Here is a 21,047-nt window from a genome sequence, read left to right as displayed (position 1 = left end):
GAACATGTCCGCACTCACAGCAGACGCTAAGGGCGTCTTTGTCATTGCCGTCACCCCCTTCCACCCCGATGGCCGGATCGACATGGAAAGCTGCGACCGGATGGTCGACTTCTATCTTGAGGCCGGAGCCACGGGGCTCACTGTTCTAGGCATGATGGGCGAAGCACCCAAGCTCACGGTCGAGGAATCCCGCGAGGTCGTGGCGCGTATATTGGCCCGCGTGGGGGGGCGTGTGCCGGTGGTTGTCGGCGTCTCCGCGCCCGGCTTCGCGCAGATCGATACGCTCACCCGCGCGGTAATGGAGCTGGGCGCGGCTGGCGTGATGGTCGCCCCGCCGGGCAGCCTGCGCACCGACGATCAGATTGTGAACTACTATACGCAAGTCGCCGAACTGCTTGGCGATGTGCCCTTTGTTCTTCAGGATTTCCCGCTGGTTACCGGCGTTCAGATCGCGCCCAAAGTGATTGCGCGGATCGTCAATGATCTGCCCACTTGTGTCTGCCTCAAACACGAAGATTGGCCCGGTCTGGAAAAGATCAGCGCCCTGCGCGCCGAGGGGGTACTCACCCGCCCGCTGTCGATCCTTTGTGGCAATGGAGGTCTGTTCCTGCCCGAAGAAATGGCCCGCGGGGCCGATGGGGCGATGACCGGCTTTGCCTATCCCGAGATGATGGCCGACGTGGTGGCTCTCTATACCAAGGGCGAGATCGACCGGATGCAGGACATCTTTGACGCCTATCTGCCGCTCGCGCGTTTCGAGCAGCAGCCCGGTCTGGGGCTGGCGATCCGCAAATACACGCTCGCGAAGCGGGGCATCATCGCCCACGACGCGCAGCGCCGCCCCGGCGCGCCGTTGACCGATGCCACCCGTGCCGAGGTCGACCGACTGATCGCACGGCAAGAAAAACGACTAAAGGAATTGAACTGATGGATCTGGAAATCACTGGCAAATGCGCACTTGTTCTGGGGGCCAGCCGTGGCCTTGGCATGGCGATTGCGAAATCGCTTGCCGCCGAGGGCGTCACCGTTTTCGCCGCGGCGCGCAGCCGTGACAAGATTGAAGCTTGGGCCAAAGGCATAGAAAATGTGCGCCCGGTTGAATGCGACCTGTCGGACCTCGCGCAGGTGGACGCCTTGGCCGACAGCCTGCTTTCCGAGGGTGGCGCGGATATCATCGTTAACAACGGCGGCGGCCCGCCTCCGGGATCAGCGCAGGCCGCAGAGCGCGGCCAATGGCTCGCGCATTTTGAGGCGATGGCTGCAAATCTATTCCACCTCAATACGCGGCTGTTGCCCGCTATGAAAGAGAAGGGCTGGGGCCGGATCATTTCGATCACCTCATCAGGTGTTGAGCAACCGATCCCGAATCTCGCACTCAGCAACGGTATCCGCTCGGCAGTGGTTGGCTGGTCAAAGACCTTGGCGAGCGAAGTTGCAGGTGATGGTATCACGGTCAATGTGGTGATGCCCGGGCGCATCCATACCCAACGTGTCGACGAACTCGATGCCGCAGCCGCCAAACGCACTGACAGCGATGTGGCCGAGGTCGCCGCAAAGTCCCGCGCCGCAATTCCCGCAGGGCGATATGGCAAGCCCGAGGAGTTCGCCGACGTGGTAACGTTCCTGGCCTCTACCCGCGCGAGTTATGTGACGGGGTCGCGTATTCGGATCGATGGGGGTGCGATTAAAGGGGTTTAGTTAAGCGAGGAATAAAGGCGGAGGGAATGAAATGGAACGTATCTTATACGTTCTATAGTCGATCTAATCATTCATGCCGTCAGTATTTGATTCAGAAAGATACTGTGCAGTATCGACAGTAAGGTCACAAACCACGAGATGATCGCGCGTGGCGGTTTTGTTGGGTTCGCCCTGAGTTGTGTCGTGCTTCTAATAAATTGAAATGACTCCCAGAGCGCCGTAAACGCGTCTGATCGTTATGCGCCCGCGTCTTCCAGAAAATTGAACTCCTGCCAGGGCGCACTTTCCGCTATGCCCTGACGCATACGGATATTGATGCTGTCGGTCATGCTGTAAAGGACGGTGGCAAAGGTGCTGGACCCTCCATGGGTTTTCGCACGCATACAGATCGGCGCGTCCGCGTCGTTAAATAGCGTTCTGACCTCCTCTGCGGTTGTCAGCCCGTCTTGCCGGGTCTTCAACCAACTCAGGCGATTGGCCGAGCTTTTTGTAAAGCCGGTCGCACCTAGGCGCGCCAGTGCGGTTGTGTCGATGTCCGAACTGATCAGGGGGTGATTGGTGTGCAATAGCCTGCCGTTGTCCGGTATGGGCAGCGCCGAGCAGGTTCTTGCGGAACATTCGAGCGATGTGATCCCCTCCCGCGTGGCGATTGCGTAATGCTGTCCGCTGGCGTGCCCCACCTCGGCCAAGCGTCTTTGTGCCGTTGCCCTGTTGCGTGCGCCGAGGGCATGTCGGACGGCAAAGGCAACCGGCAGGCCGTCAGCGACATGCGCCAACATCAGCAGGGTGTTCACGCCAATCGCCAACCCGGCGGAATTAACACCTGTCAGCCCGATCATCCCGGCGGCGCTTAACATCACGGTCTCCGGCATGTCTGGCCCGCCAAGGCGCAGGGCCACCTGTGAGCCCTCCATATGCGCAGGAAGGTCCATATTTTGAGCCAGCACATGCCCACCCGGCACGCGCTGCGCGATGAGGCTGCAGCCCGGCGGCGGTGCCTTCGGGGCGGCGTCATACCACCATTGCTCATCCATTAGGTTATAGACCGCCATCCGAGCAAAGCTTTGGCCCGCGCCGATCGCGATGCCGCGCAACTCAGCCATCAAATCGGGTGTCACCGCCTCAGCGCGTTGCAGCAAGGCGGTGCCGGAGAGGAAGTCGTCGCAGTAGCCATCAAAATCCGCAGGCGCGCGCGGCCCCAGCCCCGCCATTGTCGCAGCCTCCCAATTCTCCAGCGCCGTGGCGATCCGTTTGCGCAGCACCTCGCCATGAACTTCGCCGCGGGTGCGCGGACTGCCGATGCAATCGATGATATCCATGGAAGTTCCTTTCAGATGGCGCGCGCGGCGACCATGACAGCGCGCAGCCTCTCATGGTCGATAGCGCGTACAAGTTTGCCGGCAGGCTTCACCGCCACACGGTCCTCGGCGGCGACCATCGCGTTCAGCACGGCTTCCTCAGTCGCCTGCACTGCGGCGGTATAGAAGTAGTCAAGATGACTGTCCTTCAACGCCGCCAGCGTCATTACATCCGGCGTGTGCCAAGGGTTTGCTTGCGGATTGGCAGTGCTGAAGGCGAGAAAGATATCGCCTGAGTTATGCCCGCCCGTGGTCCCGTTGCGTCCAATCCCGATGCCACCGCGCCGGGCGAGCCGGTTCAGTTGATGCGGGAGTAACGGCGCGTCGGTGGCGATTACCACGATGATCGAGCCCATCTCGGACGGGTAGACCAAATCTTCGGTCATCTCCCGCCCCACTGGCACGCCCGCCACCTCAAAGGCCGCGCGCGTCCCGTGATTGGCCTGCACCATAACACCAAGCGTATATGCCGCCCCGGCCACTGTAATGCGGCGCGAGGCGGTGCCAGTCCCGCCCTTAAACTCATAGGCGATCATCCCGGCCCCGCCGCCGACATTGCCCTCGGCCACAGGCCCGGGCGCGGCATGATCAAGCGCAGCCCGCGCGTGAGCTTCGGTTACGCCCCGTGCGTTGATGTCATTCAGCACCCCGTCATAGGTCTCCCCCACCACGGGCAGACACCACATGTGATCGCGCTCAAACACATCGGCATAGCGGTCAATCATCCAGCCCACCGTGGCATGGCTGACCATGCCGACACTGTGGCTGTTGGTCAGCATCACCGGCCCCATGAACCACCCTAGATCGGCGATGTGGTGGCCGCCGGTCAATTCGCCGTTGCCGTTGAAGGAATGCACCCCCGCCCAGACCGGCGTGATCTCTCCGCTGGTCCCGCGCGGGAGGATCGCGCTGACCCCGGTGCAGAGCCCGCGATGCCGCCCCGGTACAGCCTCTTCAATCACAGTTGAGAAGCCCACGGTGACACCGGGCACATCCGTGATTGCGTTGTAAGTTCCGGACGTGCCGCTAACCGGCAGGCCAAGATCGCGGGCGCGAGGAGGGTGGGGCATCAGCTTTGATCCTTCCGATCACTGGGCAAGATCGGGCGCATTTGGCTGCCCGGCTCATAAGAAAATGGATCAAAATGCGCCGCCAATTCGCGCATTTCGCGCAGACGGTCCTGTGCTGGTGCGCCCACGCGGGCTGTGATGCCGCTTAGAAACAGGCCCAATAGCGCCGCGATCCCAGCGGTGCTGTCCAGAAAGGTCCGCGTCGAGGTGGCAACTGAAAGCACATGCGGCGTGTATTTGCGGGGCCAAGCGCTGTATTGATCTGTAACCATAATCAGCGGCACATCGCGGCGCAGACAAAGCTCGGCCACTTTTACTGCTTCATGTGCATAGGGTACCACTTCGACCATAATCACACAGGACGTCTGGGGCTCTTCAATGAACAGCTCAGACCAATTGCCACTGCGCCCATCGGCAAAGCGCACACCGGGGCGGGCGTATTTTAGTCGGGTGGCGAAATCCATGGCCGTGCCCTTCACCCCCTGAAAGCCAGTAATATTGACGTGCTGCGCCTTTTGCACCACGTCAAGCGCCGCGTCCCATTGCGGGGTGGCCGCCATGCGGTAGACTTCGACGATGGCATCAAGTTCCAACTGCAACTGGGCATCGAGTTCTGAGCCGGTGCCGTCGGGAATGGCGATGCGGCGCGAGCGCAGGCTGCCCTCATCACTGTCGCTTTTGCGGAACTCGGCGTTCACCGCCGCCTTGAAGGCCTTGAAATTTTCGTAGCCCAAGCGCCGCACAAAACGGCTCACTGTCATCTCGCTTACGCCTGCACCGACGGCGAGATCGGCGGCGGTTTCGAACGGCAGGTTGTCGAAGTTACGCTCGACCCAAAGCGCCACTTCGCTTTCCGCCTTGGACAGGTTGCGCGCATTCGTGACGCGCTCGCGGGCCGGACCGCTTGGGATTTTGTTCTGTTTTTTCATGCAGCCCCCGCGCGCAGATGCGGAATAGCGTCAATTAGCTGCCGGGTATAGGCCTCACTGGGGTTGTCAAAAACCGCCCCCGTCGGCCCGCTTTCGACGATCTGCCCGCGCCGCATCACGATCACCGAATTGCACAGCCGCCGGATCACGGCGAGGTCATGGCTGATAAAAATCATCGAAAGCCCCCGTTCCTTTTGTAGCTTTAGCAGCAGGTCCATGACTTGGGCTTGCAGGGTCACATCCAGTGCCGATGTCACCTCATCTGCAATCAATACACGCGGATCAAAGGCAAGCGCGCGGGCGATGGCGACCCTCTGGCATTCGCCCCCTGACAATTGCCGCGGATAGCGGCCGGCCAGCTTGTCGGGGATCCCGACCTGTTCCATCAGGTCCGCGACCTTGGCTTTGACCTCGCCCGGCGGGCAGAGCTTGTGTCGGCGTAGCGGCTCGGCAATGGCGCGTGCCACCGTCATCCGCGGGCTCAGCGCCTCATAGGGATGTTGGTAGATCAACTGAACCTCGCGCAGATAGGCCACCCGGTCCCGACCTGTGGGATCGACAGACATTCCGTCGAAATGCACCGAACCGCGCTGCGGTTTGACCAGCCCCACAAGGGACCGTGCCAGCGTGCTCTTGCCCGAGCCGCTTTCGCCGACGATGCCCAAAGTCTCCCCCAGCCGCACCGAAAGGTTGGCGTTCTGAACTGCAACAAACCCGCCCTCGCGCCGGGCGATCAGGTCAGCCAAACTGCGCCCGCCATAACGGATGCGCAGCCCTTTCCCTTCGATCAACGGCGCGCCAGCACTGGCTTCAGCGACCGGGCGCAGGGTCAGACGATCGGGGTGCGAGGCAATCAGCTTGCGCGTATAATCATGTTGCGGCGCGTCAATCACCCGCAATACCGGGCCGCTTTCTACCATTTTCGAGCGCCGCATCACCAGCAGATCATCACAGACCCGCGCCACCGCCCCAAGGTCGTGGCTGACAAAGATCATCGACAGGTTCTGCTCGCGTCTGAGCTGCGCCAACAGGTCCAGCACGCTCTTTTGCACTGTGGCATCCAACGCCGTGGTTGGTTCATCTGCCAGCAGCAGATCTGGCTGACAGGCCAGCGCGCCCGCGATCATCGCGCGCTGCTTCATCCCGCCCGAAAGTTGATGCGGATAGGCCCGCGCCCAGCGGGCTGGCTCGGGGATTTGCACCAAATCTAGCAGGCGCAACACCTCGTCGTGCACCGCTTGGCCACGCATCTGGGTGTGCTTGTGCAGCGTCTCTGCCACCTGATCGCCAATCCGCATCAGCGGATCAAGATGCGAGGCCGGGCTTTGAAAGATCATCGCGATGCGCTTGCCCCGGATCTGATTCAACGCGGGCAGGGGCATCTTTAGCAGGTCTTGCCCATCATATTGAGCTGTCCCGCTGATCTTGGCCGCCGGTGGCAGAAGCCGCATCAGCGCGCGGCAGGTCACAGATTTACCCGAACCGCTCTCGCCAACGATGCCGAGCGACGCGCCTTTCTCGAGGTCAAAAGAGATGCCATCCACCGCCGTGGTCTGGCCAAAGCGCACCGAAAGGTCGCGCACTGTCAGCAAAGCATTCATCGCTCAATCCTCAACATCCGGGCCAGCCCGTCGCCGATCAGCGCAAAGCCTACGCCGATCAACACCATCGCAAGGCCGGGAAAAAAGCTGATCCACCAAGCGCTAGAAACATGGGTCTGCCCCTCGGCGATCATCACGCCCCATTCGGCAGCGGGGGGCGACACCCCCATGCCCAGAAAGCCAAGCGCCGCACCAAAAAGGATCACCAGCGTCACATCCGTCATTAGGTAGACAACGACAGGCGACAGCGCATTCGGCAGCACATGTCGCAGCAGGATATAACCGTGGGAAAACCCCATGGTACGCGCCGCTAGCACGAACTCAGATTGCCGCAGCACCAGCGCCTCGGCCCGCGCCAGCCGCGCATAGCCCACCCAGCCCACCAGCGCCAAAGCGATAAAGTAATTCTCAATCCCGGGGCCCAGCACTGCCACGATCGACAGCACCAGCACGAAGAACGGAAATGGCACGGTGATGTCCACCATCCGCATGGCGATAGTATCGACCCAGCCACCGAAATAGCCCGCCACCAGCCCAATGGTCATGCCAATAACCAAAGGCGCAATCACCCCCAGCAGACCGATATAAAGCGCTAACCGTGCGCCGTAGACCACCCGGCTGTAGGTGTCGCGGCCGACATTATCGGTGCCGAACCAATGCGCCCCTCCCGGCGGTTTGAGGAGCGCGCCAAAATCGATGGCGTAGGGGTCATGGGTCGCCAGCAGCGGGGCAGCGGCGGCGATCAGCCCCCAAATCAGCACGAGCCCCACGCCAGTCACGAACATCGGAGAAAGTCTCATGGCGTCACCCGCGGATCGATCAGCGCCGACAGCAGATCAACCGCCAGCATTACAAGGATCGTGGTGAGGGCAAAAACGAGCGTTGCCCCCTGCACCACAAAGTAATCCCGTGCGAGGATACTATCGACCATCAGTTTGCCTATGCCCGGCACGGCATAGACCGTCTCCACAATGACCGAGCCGCCCAAGAGATAGGCGACGATCACGGCGAAAAGGTTCAGCGTTGGCAGTACGGAATTGGGAAAGACATGGGTGCGGAAGATCTGCCGATCCCCCAATCCCTTTGATTGGCCAGTCACCACATAATCGCGGTTCATCTCCTCAAGCAGCGCCGCGCGCAGGGTCCGCACGAGGATCGGCACCACCCAGATCGCCGTGGACAGTGCGGGTAGGAAGAGATGTCGGAAATGATCCGGGATGGTCTCGCCAAAGCCGCTCACGGGGAACCAGCCCAGCGTCACACCAAAGAAACGCGCGAAAATCAGCGCCAGCCAGAACACCGGCACCGCCAGCCCTAGCACCCCCAACATGCGGATCACCTGATCCGCCGGGCCGTTTTGGCGCTTGGCCGACCAGACCGCCAGCGCGATCACCGGCGGCAGGGTTAGCACGATGGTATAAATGACCAGAAAAAGCGTCACCGGGTAATGCTGCGTGATGAGTTGCGACACCGGCACGCGGTAGCGTAAGGACGCGCCCAGATCGCCGACGACGAGGTTCTTCAGATAGGTGAAATACTGCATCAAGATCGGTTCATCGAGCCCATAGCGGTCGCGGATCAGAGCAATGGTCTCGGGGCTAGCACGGTCGCCCACCAGCAAGCGTACCGGATCACCGGGGGTGGCGGCCATTAGCGTGAAGGTGATGATGCTGACGCCCAGCAGAACGGGGATCGCCTGCAGCAGTCGGAAAGCGATATAGCGCAGGGTGTTCACAGGCTATCCTAAGTCGAAAAATGAGGGTGTGGCGAAGGGGAGGCGATAGGTCCGGGCGGCCTGCATTATGCACGCCGCCTGGAATGGCCGCGCTTAGTTGGCGATCAGTTCTGCGTCTTCCAGCGTCCACTGCAGTGCCGGGGTCAGGGTCAGCCCCTTCACACGGTCCGCATAGGCGATGGAGAAAGGCGCATAGTAGAGCGGAATCTGCGCAAGTTCCTCAAGCGAGATCTGCTGGATTTTGCTGTAAAGCGCGGCGCGCTTGGTCTCATCGCGTTCGCGCAGCGCCTCATCGGTCAGTTTGTTTAGCTCTTCATTGTGGTAGTTGGTATAGTAGGATTGGCTGCCACAGGTGTCACAAAGCGCCCAACGTACTGCCAAGTCGGGGTCTTCGGTCTCATTGTAATACCAGTTCACCGTGACCTGATACTCCCCCTTAGCCATGTTCGACCACCACAGGCCGGCATCGACCCGCTCGACAGTGGTTTTGAATCCAACCGCATCCCACTGCGCTTTCAGCAAGGTGGCAAGCTGCTCAAAAGTAGGCGTGATCATCATGGTGATCTCTGCACCGACAAGGCCCTCTTCCTCGAGCAGTTTGCGGGCCGCAGCGGGGTCGTATGCGGGGGGCTGCAGCGAGGCATCGTGAAAGTTCAGCGCGTTGGAGAAGGTGCTGTTGGCCACTTCCGCATTGCCCAAAGTTACCGCATTGGTGATCGCGGCCCGGTCCAGCGCCATGGCGGCGGCCTTGCGCACGTTCAGATTGTCGAAGGGTGCCTTGTCGTGGTTTGGCAGCACCAGATAGAGCACGGTCGACGGCTCTAACGCGACAGAGACACCGTCGGAGTTGTTGACCTCTTCCACCTGCGCCCAAGGCACGGAGCGGTTCACGTCGATCTCTCCGGCCATTGCCATAGTGGCGCGAGCATTGTCGTCGCTGACCTCGATCAGATCAACGGTCTTAATCTTAGGCAGCCCCTCGCGCCAGTAATGCGGGTTGGCGGTCAGCGTCATGCGGTCGTTCGGCTTCCACTCTTTGACCATATAGGGGCCAGAGGCGACAGGATCAGAGGCAAAGGCCCCTTCTTCGCCGCGCTCTTCAACGTCATCCTTGCTGACGATGCCCGCGTTAAAGATCTCGAGGTTGGACAACATCGGCGCGCTGGCATGGTCCAGTGTGATCTGCAGCGTGTCTTCGTCAACGGCGGTAACTTCCTTGATCGGCGCGAAGCCCGCTGGATAGGCTGACTTCTCGTCCTTAGCGACGCGCGTCAGGCTAAAGGCTGCGTCCTCTGCGGTGATAGGGCTGCCGTCAGAGAATTTCGCATCGCGCATCTCGAAGGTGTAGGTCAGCCCGTCTTCAGAGACTTCCCAGCTTTCCGCCAGACCCGGCTCCAGCGCCCCATCCGCGCCCTTACGCAGCAGGCGCGCATAAAGCTGGCCATAAGCTTCGATATTGCCACCGGCAGCCGAAACGATCGGATCAAGCACAGTGACCTTGTTAGGCGAAGCAATTCGGATTGCGTCCTGAGCAGACAGGACCGTGGCCGAAAGCATCAGCGCCAAAGCGGCGGGGATGATCTTATCGGTTGTCATTTGTTCTCTCCTGTTGGGTTCCCTGTTGCTTTGGTAGCAAAATATCACCACACCTGTGAAGTGGTATTTTTATACCTACACATTTGGAATGCTCGATTTGTAGAAGTCACACGCTGCAGGATTTTTGCCTGAGCGGTCCATTCTACTGCCGGGCGGTAGATGTGGGCCTCAGCGATTTCTCAGCGGTGTGGGCAGAGGGATGGAGCGCATGTTCATCGTCGGACGTCTGGATGTTGGACAGACGATCTTGTCGCCAAGCGATGGCTTTGGCTGGACCCTGTCATGCCGTGGAAATAAGCGGCCTGTGCCGAGTTATCCGAAGCCGACTTGGCGTGACCGCTGGCGCGCGGACACGCCAAGGGCCACCTTTCTTCGCTACGCCCAGTCCATCCAAACACCCTCATAGCGCGGGGTTACGCATCCCAACACCACGCCGCAGAATGTGTAATCTCAGACCGTGTCTAGACATGATTTATGACGCTGGTCTCTTGTCCGTCCCGCAATCCCGACGCAGGCTGTGCAGAGACCTGCCTGGAGGGACCTAATGCCTGTCATAAACCGCTTCGCCGAAATGCTGCCGGAAATTTCCGCATGGCGGCGCGATATCCATGCCCATCCCGAATTGCGTTTTGAGGAGCATCGCACTGCTGCGTTTGTCGCGGCGAAACTGGAAGAATTTGGCTGTGACGAGGTCCTAACCGGGTTTGGCGGCACGGGCGTGGTTGGTGTTATCAACGGCAAGTCCGGGACCGCGGGCAAGACCATCGGATTTCGTGCAGATATGGATGCGCTGCCGATCCAAGAAGCGACTGGCCTGCCGCATGCCTCAACCATCCCCGGAAAAATGCATGCCTGCGGCCACGATGGACATACATCGATGCTTCTGGGCGCGGCGAAATACCTCGCTGAGACGCGCAATTTTGACGGCAGGATCGTGTTGGCCTTCCAGCCCGCCGAAGAGGGCGGTGGCGGCGCGCGTGCGATGATAGAGGCGGGTCTAATGGATCGCTGGGCCATTGAGGAAATCTATGGGATGCACAACATGCCGGGGATGGCAGTCGGGGAGTTCGCGGTGCGCACCGGGCCGCAGATGGCTTCGCCGGATAAGTTCGAGATCACCGTGCGCGGCACAGGGGGCCATGGCGCGATGCCACAGAAGGGGGTCGATACGACATTGGTCGCCGCACAGATCGTTGTCGCACTGCAATCCATCGTATCACGGAACATAGACCCAATGGACAACGTGGTCGTGTCGGTCTGCGGATTTCGCACCGAAACCGCCACCTACAATGTGATCCCTGACTCGGCAAAGTTGCTCGGCACAGTTCGGACGTTCGACCCGAAAGTTCAGCAACAGGTGCGTGCGCGGATCGACGCACTGGCAACCGCAACGGCCCTTGGTTACGGCGCGGTCGCAGAAGTCACCCACATTTCGGGGCCACCCCCGCTGGTCAACCACGCCCGGGAAGCAGACTTGGCGGCCGAGGTGGCCGAGGTGATCGCTGGCGTAGCGCACCGTGATCTCGATCCGATAATGGCCGGAGAGGATTTCGCAGAGATGTTGTTGGAGCGGCCTGGCGCATATCTTTTCATTGGCAACGGCGATAGCGCGGACCTTCATAATCCGCACTATGAGTTCAACGACGAGGTCATACCCGCAGGGTGCAGCTGGTTCGTGACAATGGCCGAACGGCGCTTGCCGCTCGGGTAAGTTCTGACAGACCGCCCGTTAATCTTCGTTTTCTGCGAGGTTACCCTCAGCAGGCGTCAAGGCTCGCCAAGGTTTGCAGCAGCCATCCACAGAGGCCATTCGTGTAATCCGCAGAAAACTTAACGGAGCCTTTGATCGGGTTGCAGACACAGCGTCATTTCGCAGCGACCGCACCAATTTCGACTTCAGGAAAGTCGTTCAACAATCGGTGGTTATCGGTAGGTTGCGCGGAGGCCGAGTAAGACTTGAACAGGCCCAAATTGACCAATCGCTGCGCGTTATTTATCAATCGGGGATACATGCGCGCATTGCAACGCGCCAGCGGGATCAACTGAACGGTTGATCTGGACGAAAGGACAACCTTTGCAGCCTCGTCAAGCAATAGATGAACAGTCGCATCACTGCGAGACCGGCGCGCAACGTGATCAAGGTCGCAGCGTCTGGCGCGCCTGTCTGCTCGTTGGGCTTGGTATATCCGCCAGCGTTGCCAGTCTTGGCCATGCCGAAGAGGCCTCTCCATTCAGCATCCGTGCGATTGACACCCCAGTCGGGCCGAACGCCCGAGAACCGTCGCTGGCCGCTCTTGGGGATGACCGTATCGTGATGAGTTGGACGGAAGTTGACGGAGCCGATGCGGCGGTGCGGATGGCGGTGCTGGAAAACTCGGAGTGGTCGCCTGCACGGACAGTTCACCAATCCGAGAAGATGTTCGTGAACTGGGCGGATTTCTTTTCTGTGGTGGCGCTCTCTGATGGCACTTTGGCGGCGCATTGGCTCGAACTTAATGGACCAGGCAGCTATCAATACGACGTCAATATTGCATTCTCGTCTGATGAAGGGCGAAGCTGGACCGCGCCAATCCTCCCTCACGATGACAGATCACAGCGCGAGCATGGTTTCGTATCTCTTATTCCTGATGCAATCGGTGGCCTGACAGCGCTTTGGCTTGATGGGCAGGCGTATGACAATCAGGCAGATGACGACAGTTTTGTGAACGCCATGCAGGTCCGTGCCCGTCGCATAACACCTGATGGAACAATGGGCCCCGAAAGCCTGCTTGATGAGCGCGCTTGTACCTGTTGCCAGACATCTGCGGTCCGCATCGATACCGATGATATCATTGCAGTCTACCGAGACCGAACAGCAGAAGAAATCCGTGATATCTCTGTCGTAAGGATGAACGGAGAGGTCTGGAGCAAGCCTGAAAATATCCATGCCGATGGTTGGGAATTAGCCGGTTGCCCGGTCAACGGTCCAGCAATCGATGCATTAGAAAAGGACGTGGCAGTTATTTGGTTTACCGCTGCCAAAGGCGACCCAAACGTAAAAATCTCCTTTTCCGATGATGGCGGTGTCCAGTTTGATGAACCACTGCCTCTTAATCTTGGCGCACCCGGTGGGCGCGTGGATGTCCTGCAAATGGTGGATGGAACCGCACTTGCACTGTGGATGGAATACGCACAGGTCGGTGAGGCGATCATCATGTGCCGCGTTTCACCTAAGACGGGATGCACATCTCCAACGACCTTACACATCAATTCAGGTCGGGAATCTATTGGATTTCCCCGGATGGTCCGAAAGGCTGGAGGGGCTTATGTTGCGTGGACCGGGTCAGCGGATAATCTAAACGGAAGCACGACTATCCGGTTGATTGAAGTGGCGATCGTACCGTAATCGCGCCAGCCCGTTTCTGGTGGCAATCTGGCGATCCGAAGAGCGGATCGGAGTGACGCGCCAAGCCTTTGAGCAAGGTGCCGAATTGAACCCATAGGCATCCGCATGCCCACGACAAGGCTATCATGGAAAAGCTACGGGTCGTTCCCGAAGAGACGGCTTCAACTCGGATATCTGGCCAAGATACGAACGCCGGGGTGCTGCGTCTCGCGCATCAAGACAGGCATTCGGACGGCCTGCGGCATCGCTCAAAGGGCGCGGCGACAGTCGGAGCCGCAGTTTGTTCGCCCGCAGCGTCATGTCACTGCGTCTTGCGGGCGACTTTATTCTGAGCTTCGGCTTTGCTAAGAACTTCGCGCAGTTCGGCCTCGTTGCGGTAACCAATTAGAATGCCCGCCTGGGCTTCGCCGAGGGTGGCATCCTGCGCGGCGATCCATTCATCCGACTTGGTGGTGCGCTGCGCCATGCGGCGGGTCCAGTCAAAGAACTGTCTTTCCAGCCGCACGATCTCATCGACATAGGCCGGATCGGCCCCCAGATCGGTCAGTTCGTTGGGGTCGGCTTTGAGATCATAGAGCATCGGGCGAAAACCCTCTGCAAAGATGTACTTCCAGCGCCCGTCGAACAGCATTGTGAGCCTCGCGTCCTTGACCCCAACTCCGAGCCGCCGCCGGACTTCGCGCATGGAATAATCATACTCAGAAATCGCCACTTCGCGAACCGCATCGGTTTTGCCGTGCAGGATTGGCTGCAAAGCACGGCCTTCGATAATATGCGGTACGGCTTGGCCGCCGAAATACTCGAGGATCGTGGGAACAACGTCGATCGCCTCAGCAAGAGCATCCGACCGCAGGCCCCGCGTTGCATCGGCTGCGGGGCTGGGGTCGACCACGATCAGCGGAACGCGGGCAGAGGCGTCATGGAACAACTCCTTCTCACCCATCCAGTGATCGCCCAGGTAATCACCGTGATCCGAGGTGAAGACGATCATCGTGTCGTCGGTTAGCCCCTCAGCATCAAGAAACGCCATCAGACGCCCAAGCTGGTCGTCGATCTGTTTGATGAGGCCCATGTAGGCGGTCAGAACCTTGCCCCTCATTGCGTCGTCACGGAAGGCTTTCGATACGCGTTCTTCCATGAAGGCGCCATAGACCGGATGCGGATCGGCGCGCTCGGCCTCGCTGCGGACTGGGTCAAGATGTGTCTCGGTGCCATACATGTCGTGGTAGGGTGCTGAGACGATATAGGGCCAATGCGGCTTGATATAGCTCAGGTGCAGGCACCACGGCGTGTCGCCAGCTTCGCGGATGAAATCCATTGCCCGGCTGGTGATATAGGGGGTCTCGCTTTCTTCGTCTGCGGCGCGGGCGGGCTTGTCGGCGTTCTCCATGAACCAGCCGCTTAGGATATTGCCATCGTCGTCTTCGGCGCTGTTGGCGACGCTCTGCCAAGGGTTTTCGTCCTGCCAGCCGCGGTCTTTCATAAAGCTGTCATAGGCGCTGTTGCGGGGATAGCGCGGCCCGTCGGGGTGCAGCCCGTCTTCACGCTCATAAGGTTCAAACCCACATTGAGAGACCAGCACGCCGATCTCGCTATCGGGGGCGAGGCCAAGCCTGCGCATGCCCTCGACATCGGCGGTCATATGGGTCTTGCCGCAGAGGGCCGTGCGCACGCCTAAGGGGCGCAGGTGATTGCCCAGGGTCATTTCCCCCACCTTGAGCGGGATATTGTTCCAGGTCGATCCATGCGCGCTGACATAGCGCCCGGTATAGAACGACATGCGTGACGGTCCGCAAATGGGCGACTGAACATAGGTGCGGTCAAACAACACGCCTCGTTTGGCAAGCTGATCAATGTGCGGGGTATCCAGATGCGGATGCCCGGTGCAGGACAGATAGTCCCAACGCAGTTGATCGCACATGATGAAAAGTACGTTCTTTGCCATGATCGAGACTACCTGCAAGTTGTGGCTGGGGCGATGGTGCCCCGGCCAGTTTTCGTTCAGCCGCGCCCGACGGCGGGTATCGTGACCCCCAGTTTTTCAAGCGCGCGCAAAGCGCAGGGGTGCAGCGCCATGTTAGGGTCAGCCACGGCGCCTTCGGGATTGACCGCTCTAAGCCAGGATGCGCTGGCCCGATATATTTCGAAAGCCAATCGAAACGCATCCCTTAAGTTAGAGAGACCGCGATATCTCGACGCGCAGCCGTCGAGCCAACTCGGAAGGGGCGGTGGGTTTGGTGCATACCAGCAATTCAGGATGGGCCTCACGCAGTGTTTCCGGCAGGCCCACTCCGGTATGCACGACAACCGGCACTCGTGGGCGAAGCACGGCAAGCACCGGGCCTATTTTTCCATCAGGCAGGTCCACATCGACGATCGCTGCATCCGGCAACTCGTTCTCAATCAGTCTCAAGGCCTGAGCAACAGAAGAGGCCGGTCCCAAGGGGACCCCGCCCGCTTCCTCAACGCCGAAGGCAAGATCTAGCGCGATGAAAGGTTCGTCCTCAACGATCAGAACCCTGAGGCCGGCGAGATACTGGTCAGTTCCGGGCATAACTTTGTTCCTCATTCTACTGTGCGAGGCGATCGCCCGCGGCGGTCAGGCGAACCTTGAGCCCGCTTTGATGCCAGACATGTTCAATCCCACCGCCCAATTGTCCGGTGGCACTCAGCCGTGCGAGCTGGCTTCCAAAGCCAGTTTGCTGCGGGGGGCCTGCTAACTCAGGGCCACCCGTTTCTGTCCAATTCATCGTCAACACGTCGTCCGCGAGGTTCCAAGCTACGCGCAGCTTCCCATTTGCAGCCGAAAGAGCGCCGTATTTCGCGGCGTTGGTCGCCATCTCATGCAAGATAAGCGCGAAACCTGTTGTAGATGTGGGCCCAAGCTCCACAGGGGGCCCCGTGAGGTCAAGCACCCCAGGGCGCCCCTCGATATACGGCTCCAAGACCACCTCAATCAGACTATGGAGACTGCTGGGGGCCTCGTGGTTCTGGCGTGAGGTGATTGAACTGCTGATCAGCTCATGCGCACGGGCGAGTGCCATCACGCGGCCAGTCAATGACGACGACATTTCTTCTACGTTGATCGCGTGCCGGGCTGTCATCTTGATCATGCCCGCCGTAATTGAGAACAGGTTCTTCACCCGGTGGTTGAGCTCGCGCATCAGCAGCTGCTGCGCCTCTTCGGCCTGCTTGCGTTCGCTGATATCAAGTATGTTGCAAACCGCGCCCTGCAGTTCCCCTTGCCAGATCACGGGGCGAACCCAGTATTCCACGGGGAAGGACGTGCCATCTGTCCGATAGAACACCTCGTCGTCGACATGGGCCATCTCACCGGTCGAGGCGACATGGTAGATCGGGCAATCTTTGTGCGGGTAGGGCGAGCCGTCTACGTGCGAGTGATGAATGATGTCGTGCAACTGTTTACCAATGACATCCTCTTCTTTGTCGAAACCCAGCATGCGGAGGAAGGCCGCGTTGCAGCGGGTCGTATACCCCCCCTTGTCGACCGCATAGAAGCCGTCGGCAGTGGCATCCAGCAAAAGCGCCAGATCGGCTTCGCGCCGCTTGAGATCGCTCTCAATCTGCCTGCGCTGTTGAATATCAATCAGCACGCCGGGGAACCGAATTGCCTGACCCGCGCTATCATGTTCGCAATGTCCACTGGCCTCTACCCAGCGATAACATCCATCCGCATGCTTTGAACGGTATTCAGCTCTGTAGGTGCCCCCCACTCGAACAGATTCCTCGATCTTGGTCTGCACCTGCTCCCAATCTTCGGGGTGGACGGAGGCCGCCACATCGGCGATGGGCATCCCCTCACGGCAGCGGTCAACTGATAGTCCAAAGGACTTTGCAAAACGTTCGTCAGCGGTGACGATATCCTCCGGGATATTCCATATCCAAGTGCCGATGATGGCACCGGCCTCCAAGGCCAAATCGATCCGTTCATGCGCCAGCTCCAAATCGCTCTTAATCTGGATCAGTTCTTCCTCAGCTCGGCGCCGCACTTCGAGCTCGTTATGCGCTGAGCTGTAGAGACGCGCGTTGTCCAGCGCGATAGATGCCTGACCCGCGAGCCCATCCATAAGCCTTTCATGATGAACCGAGAACTGTCTGGATTTTTCATGGCCGAAGAACAAGCCACCCAGCACCTCACCCGACCGCGATACCACCGGAACGGCTAAGTAGCTGCGGACGGGCAGATGCCCTTCTGGCATGCCCCGATGCGGCGCATTCTGGCCATAGCGCGGGTCGGCTGTAATGTCGTCAGACCGAACAACGCCGTCTCCGGCGAAAGTTGGTGCGAAAATCTTGGTATTGCGCGGCATCGGGAACTTGCTGAAGGCCGACCTGTCGACGCCGGACAGAGAATAGAGCATATAGCTTTCGCCCGACCCATCGGTGATATTGTAGAAGAACGCACCGAACTGTGCGCCTGTGAGGTCGACGCCAGCATCGGTGACCATCTGCACCAGTGCTTCTTGGTCCAATTCGGCCGCAACACCAGCGCCGGTGCGGTTCAAGGTTTCGAGCAGTCGGCTTTGATCGTTTAGCGCTTCTTGGGCTGCATAGCGTTCGAGGACCAGAGCAGTGATCTGAGCCACCAGATCAAGAAAATCGTCTTGGGGCGCAGTTGGCAGTCCGGGATCCCGTCTGTAAGTTGCAAATGTCCCCAGCAACTTGCCCCCGGTCCCGACAACGGGATGGGACCAGCAAGCGCGCAGGTCGTGGGCGAGCGCCAAGTCCCGAAAATCCACCCATAAACTGTCTTGGGCAATGTCGGCCACGGCGACCGACGACTTGCGATGTGCCGCCGTCCCGCAAGATCCGGCCGCCGGCCCAATCTCCAACCCGTCAATGGCGACGGTATAGTCCTCAGCCAGCCCGATCGCAGCGCCGTGGGAAAGCCTAGTGCCTTCCTTGTCAGTCAAAAGGATCGAACAAGGGGAGTCTTCGCCGATAAACGTTTGGACCGCGCGCATCAGCTCGTCGAGGATCACCTTTAGCGGCCGCTCCTGAAGGGTCAGCTCCAGCAGCCTGTGCTGCAATGTTTGCAGGTCGTCGGACCCATTCGCGTTGAAGGGCTCTGGTTGCACGTCGAGGACAGTGCAAAGCACCGCCCGCGGCCGACCCTGATCATCTGCTAACGGGCTGAGAGACAGCGCACCCCTGGCGGACTGGCGATCGGGAGAGCGGGCCGTCGCCGTCGCCAGGCGGAGTGCCTGACCCTGATCTACAACCTGTGCCAAGGCCGAAGGCAGGTCAGGCCACATGCCCTTCAGGCTCTGCATCGCAGGCTCCGCCAAAGCCTTTGGATGTGCCGCACCCAGTAGGGGGGCAAAGGCGTCGTTATAGAACAGGAACTGTTCAGGCCCCCAGCAAATAAAAGTAGGCGAGGGGGAGGCCAATATGATCTGAAGCGCTGTCTTGAGGCTCTGCGGCCAGTCCTGAGGTGCGCCCAGCGGATGCCCATGCCAAGCACGGGTCTCGATCAAAGATGCAACTCTGCCCCCGACCTTAAGAAACATCAGCCGTTCGTCCATATTTGAAAGCATTGATGCCCCTCCTCAGCGCGATATAACTTGCGAGCGGGCATAGGCAAGGTCGCGGCTCCTTGCAACGAGGTGCTTGCGAAGGCGGGATACCATCATTACTCCCACCAACCCTCAAATAATCAGACTTTCAAAGTTGTTCAAAAACTGCCTCTGCACCATGGAGCGTGCCGCGGGGGGCGCATCACACACAGGCCTGACGCACAAGCTCCTTCAGCATCTCCTTGATGCGTCCGAGTTTACTGGCGACCCCTGAAGTTCCATCAGCATGTTTCGTTCTCCTGCTTCCACAGCGGTAAGCAGCTCAGCCGCCTTTTCTGCTTCGGAGAGGATATTTGTTCAAAGAGAGACAGACGAAAATTCTGGGGCACCATTTTTCACAATGACGTCGCCCAGCGTCTTCGAAAGTAGAAAGCCCCGTTTTCGCGAACGAGATGAAGTTCCTACTTCCTTCGCGAGTCACTTGGCCTGCATCCCGGCCGATGTGAGCCAGTTTGTAAGCCACCACGATGTGGAGCCGGGAGGCTGGCCGCTTAATCAACGGCTATCCTATTAGGAGCTATGCGATTTTCGGGTGTGTTGGCTGGGATGGTAGGATTCGAACCTACGGTACACTGTACCAAAAACAGTTGCCTTACCACTTGGCTACATCCCAACACAGGGCGCTAATTAGAGTTCTCTGGCCCGGGGTGCAAGACCCGTTTTTGATAAATTGGCCTATTCTTCGGCTGCATCAACCGAGAGCAGGTCTTCACGGGGCAATTCAGCGCGTTCCTGCGCGACGATGCGGGTCAATTCACGGTCGGCCTGCGCTTCAACTGTCTGTACGGGGGCGGGGTTTGCGCTCTCCGTCGGTGCGTGGGGCGAATCTCTTTGCGCAGTGCCCGACGATTCGCTTTGCGTTATCAACCGGTAGGCCGGGGGCGGCGCGGTGAGGCCAGCGGCGTCAAACGCCGATAATGTCAGGCGAATCGCCTCGCCGCGTGCGGCGGCCAGATCGGTGGTCTCTTGGTTGATCCAACCGGCGAATTGCATGTTGATCCAGTGATCGGCCACCTCCTCCACCCAGGCGGCGGCTTCGGGGGAGGGGAGGACGAAATGCAGGTCGTTCAGCACCTCTAGCGCCAGATCCCGGGCGCGGGCCAAATCGGCATCGCTGGCCACCGATAGGGTAAAGGTGAACCGCCGCTCGGCATTGCGCGAGTAGTTGATGATGCGGCTTTTAAAGACCGTAGAGTTCGGGATGCGCACATGGTTGCCGTCATAGCTGAGCAAAATCGTGGCGCGGCTGGTCAGGCGGATCACCTTGCCGGTGTCGCCGTCAATCTCGACCGTGTCGTTGGGGCGAAAGGGCTGGCGGATCGACAGCATGACGGAGGCGATGAAATTCTCCACCGTGTCACGCACCGCGAAACCGATGGCGAGGCCGACGATCCCCGCCGCCCCAAGAATGCCTGACAGGAGCGCCGTCGCCCCGAGGATATCAAGCGCCACGACCAGTGCGGCGATGATAAAGGCCAGCCGGATGATCTGGCGGTAAATGTCAGCGATAAAGGCGTTGGGGGCGAGCCGCTCCCACGGGTTGCGCAGCCGCGCCAGCGCCAGCCCGGCCACGACGATCAGGGCAAAGACGCCAAGCGCCACTAAAGCCAGCGGCAGAAAGGCCACGGCCTGTTCCATCCGGTCGCGAAAGCGGTCCACTGCGGGGTTGAGCCGCTCAGACACATCGGTGCTCTCGCGGACCTCGTTGCGGATCGCCACCACCCCTTCGACACGTCCCGCCAATTCGCTCAGCCGCTCGCCGCTGGCGGCGTCGAGCGTGGTGCCGCGCAGGGTGACGATGCCGGAAGAGACGGAGACGCCGACCTTCTCAAAGCCCTCAAGCTCGCGCAGGATGGCGCGGATGCGGTTGGCGATGGCAGCATCTGCGGTGGCGTCCCCTTCGACGGCAATGGTCCCTTCGGGCTGGTCGCTTGTTTGCGCCACGGCGGGGGCGTGCGGCAGGGCGATGAGCAGTAGCAGGCACAGGATCAGGCGGGGCAGGGCAGCAATCAGGCGCATGGGGGTCTCCGTCGACGGAAAGGGCGACCGCCCCTCCGTGGGGGCGGTGGCTTGGTCAA

Annotated in this window: 15 protein-coding genes and 1 tRNA gene; 4 read left to right on the top strand and 12 right to left on the bottom strand. The window is 59.9% G+C overall.

All coding sequences use genetic code 11. The features are described from left to right. The first annotated feature begins 4 nt into the window (after positions 1–4). Positions 5–928, top strand: coding sequence for a dihydrodipicolinate synthase family protein (locus tag DSM14862_RS13890; RefSeq protein WP_007117903.1), 924 nt, complete (start codon positions 5–7; stop codon positions 926–928). Next, the gene (locus DSM14862_RS13885) at positions 928–1,698 is read left to right on the top strand and encodes an SDR family oxidoreductase (protein WP_007117902.1); all 771 of its coding nucleotides are present in this window, start codon (positions 928–930) and stop codon (positions 1,696–1,698) included. The genes DSM14862_RS13890 and DSM14862_RS13885 overlap by 1 nt, the downstream gene beginning before the upstream one ends. A gap of 236 nt (positions 1,699–1,934) precedes the next feature. Here the strand turns inward: DSM14862_RS13885 and DSM14862_RS13880 are convergent, their stop codons facing one another. The 7 genes from DSM14862_RS13880 to DSM14862_RS13850 all read right to left on the bottom strand — a co-directional run bounded on the left by DSM14862_RS13880 (position 1,935) and on the right by DSM14862_RS13850 (position 9,987). Continuing rightward, a complete protein-coding gene (locus DSM14862_RS13880) occupies positions 1,935–3,017 on the bottom strand; it encodes a C45 family autoproteolytic acyltransferase/hydolase (RefSeq protein ID WP_007117901.1) in 1,083 nt (360 codons plus the stop codon). 11 nt (positions 3,018–3,028) lie between these two features. Next, positions 3,029–4,126: a DmpA family aminopeptidase gene (locus DSM14862_RS13875; protein ID WP_007117900.1), complete on the bottom strand. Its 1,098-nt coding sequence runs from the start codon at positions 4,124–4,126 to the stop codon at positions 3,029–3,031. Beyond that, positions 4,126–5,055, bottom strand: a complete 930-nt coding sequence (locus tag DSM14862_RS13870; protein ID WP_007117899.1) for a MurR/RpiR family transcriptional regulator — start codon at positions 5,053–5,055, stop codon at positions 4,126–4,128. The genes DSM14862_RS13875 and DSM14862_RS13870 overlap by 1 nt, the downstream gene beginning before the upstream one ends. Next, positions 5,052–6,656: a dipeptide ABC transporter ATP-binding protein gene (locus DSM14862_RS13865; protein ID WP_007117898.1), complete on the bottom strand. Its 1,605-nt coding sequence runs from the start codon at positions 6,654–6,656 to the stop codon at positions 5,052–5,054. The genes DSM14862_RS13870 and DSM14862_RS13865 overlap by 4 nt, the downstream gene beginning before the upstream one ends. Beyond that, positions 6,653–7,456, bottom strand: a complete 804-nt coding sequence (locus DSM14862_RS13860) for an ABC transporter permease (RefSeq protein ID WP_040700255.1) — start codon at positions 7,454–7,456, stop codon at positions 6,653–6,655. Before DSM14862_RS13860 ends, DSM14862_RS13865 begins: the two co-directional genes overlap by 4 nt. Continuing rightward, positions 7,453–8,391: an ABC transporter permease gene (locus tag DSM14862_RS13855; RefSeq protein ID WP_007117896.1), complete on the bottom strand. Its 939-nt coding sequence runs from the start codon at positions 8,389–8,391 to the stop codon at positions 7,453–7,455. Before DSM14862_RS13855 ends, DSM14862_RS13860 begins: the two co-directional genes overlap by 4 nt. Positions 8,392–8,484: 93 nt before the next feature. Continuing rightward, positions 8,485–9,987: an ABC transporter substrate-binding protein gene (locus tag DSM14862_RS13850; protein ID WP_007117895.1), complete on the bottom strand. Its 1,503-nt coding sequence runs from the start codon at positions 9,985–9,987 to the stop codon at positions 8,485–8,487. Between the two features lie 544 nt (positions 9,988–10,531). Between DSM14862_RS13850 and DSM14862_RS13845 the strand changes: the two genes are divergently transcribed. Together DSM14862_RS13845 and DSM14862_RS13840 are read left to right on the top strand one after the other, a co-directional pair. Further along, complete coding sequence (locus DSM14862_RS13845; protein ID WP_007117894.1) at positions 10,532–11,698, top strand: M20 aminoacylase family protein; 1,167 nt, start codon at positions 10,532–10,534, stop codon at positions 11,696–11,698. Between the two features lie 339 nt (positions 11,699–12,037). Beyond that, the gene (locus DSM14862_RS13840; RefSeq protein WP_243254277.1) at positions 12,038–13,372 is read left to right on the top strand and encodes a sialidase family protein; all 1,335 of its coding nucleotides are present in this window, start codon (positions 12,038–12,040) and stop codon (positions 13,370–13,372) included. Between the two features lie 301 nt (positions 13,373–13,673). Here the strand turns inward: DSM14862_RS13840 and DSM14862_RS13835 are convergent, their stop codons facing one another. The 5 genes from DSM14862_RS13835 to DSM14862_RS13815 form a co-directional block, all read right to left on the bottom strand. Next, entirely contained in the window at positions 13,674–15,317 is a 1,644-nt protein-coding gene (locus DSM14862_RS13835) for a sulfatase-like hydrolase/transferase (protein ID WP_040700252.1), read from the bottom strand. A 228-nt stretch (positions 15,318–15,545) separates the two neighbouring features. Continuing rightward, a complete protein-coding gene (locus tag DSM14862_RS13830; protein ID WP_007117891.1) occupies positions 15,546–15,926 on the bottom strand; it encodes a response regulator in 381 nt (126 codons plus the stop codon). A 16-nt stretch (positions 15,927–15,942) separates the two neighbouring features. After that, entirely contained in the window at positions 15,943–18,930 is a 2,988-nt protein-coding gene (locus tag DSM14862_RS13825; RefSeq protein ID WP_050770313.1) for a GAF domain-containing protein, read from the bottom strand. Positions 18,931–19,507: 577 nt separating this feature from the next. Next, positions 19,508–19,582: transfer RNA gene (locus DSM14862_RS13820), tRNA-Gln, on the bottom strand. A 62-nt stretch (positions 19,583–19,644) separates the two neighbouring features. Next, entirely contained in the window at positions 19,645–20,988 is a 1,344-nt protein-coding gene (locus DSM14862_RS13815) for a mechanosensitive ion channel family protein (protein ID WP_007117889.1), read from the bottom strand. Between the last annotated feature and the right edge of the window lie 59 nt (positions 20,989–21,047).

Origin of the sequence: Sulfitobacter indolifex, assembly GCF_022788655.1 — a bacterium.
Taxonomy (GTDB): domain Bacteria; phylum Pseudomonadota; class Alphaproteobacteria; order Rhodobacterales; family Rhodobacteraceae; genus Sulfitobacter; species Sulfitobacter indolifex.
Note: the sequence above shows the minus strand (reverse complement) of the source record. Positions and strands in the feature narration are given on the sequence as shown.

Coding starts and splice junctions, on each gene's coding strand:
- DSM14862_RS13815 (WP_007117889.1), bottom strand. CDS start 20,988: ATGCGCCTGATTGCTGCCCTGCCCCGCCTGATCCTGTGCCTGCTACTG.
- DSM14862_RS13825 (WP_050770313.1), bottom strand. CDS start 18,930: ATGCTTTCAAATATGGACGAACGGCTGATGTTTCTTAAGGTCGGGGGC.
- DSM14862_RS13880 (WP_007117901.1), bottom strand. CDS start 3,017: ATGGATATCATCGATTGCATCGGCAGTCCGCGCACCCGCGGCGAAGTT.
- DSM14862_RS13885 (WP_007117902.1), top strand. CDS start 928: ATGGATCTGGAAATCACTGGCAAATGCGCACTTGTTCTGGGGGCCAGC.
- DSM14862_RS13830 (WP_007117891.1), bottom strand. CDS start 15,926: ATGCCCGGAACTGACCAGTATCTCGCCGGCCTCAGGGTTCTGATCGTT.
- DSM14862_RS13890 (WP_007117903.1), top strand. CDS start 5: ATGTCCGCACTCACAGCAGACGCTAAGGGCGTCTTTGTCATTGCCGTC.
- DSM14862_RS13875 (WP_007117900.1), bottom strand. CDS start 4,126: ATGCCCCACCCTCCTCGCGCCCGCGATCTTGGCCTGCCGGTTAGCGGC.
- DSM14862_RS13865 (WP_007117898.1), bottom strand. CDS start 6,656: ATGAATGCTTTGCTGACAGTGCGCGACCTTTCGGTGCGCTTTGGCCAG.
- DSM14862_RS13835 (WP_040700252.1), bottom strand. CDS start 15,317: ATGGCAAAGAACGTACTTTTCATCATGTGCGATCAACTGCGTTGGGAC.
- DSM14862_RS13870 (WP_007117899.1), bottom strand. CDS start 5,055: ATGAAAAAACAGAACAAAATCCCAAGCGGTCCGGCCCGCGAGCGCGTC.
- DSM14862_RS13860 (WP_040700255.1), bottom strand. CDS start 7,456: ATGAGACTTTCTCCGATGTTCGTGACTGGCGTGGGGCTCGTGCTGATT.
- DSM14862_RS13845 (WP_007117894.1), top strand. CDS start 10,532: ATGCCTGTCATAAACCGCTTCGCCGAAATGCTGCCGGAAATTTCCGCA.
- DSM14862_RS13850 (WP_007117895.1), bottom strand. CDS start 9,987: ATGACAACCGATAAGATCATCCCCGCCGCTTTGGCGCTGATGCTTTCG.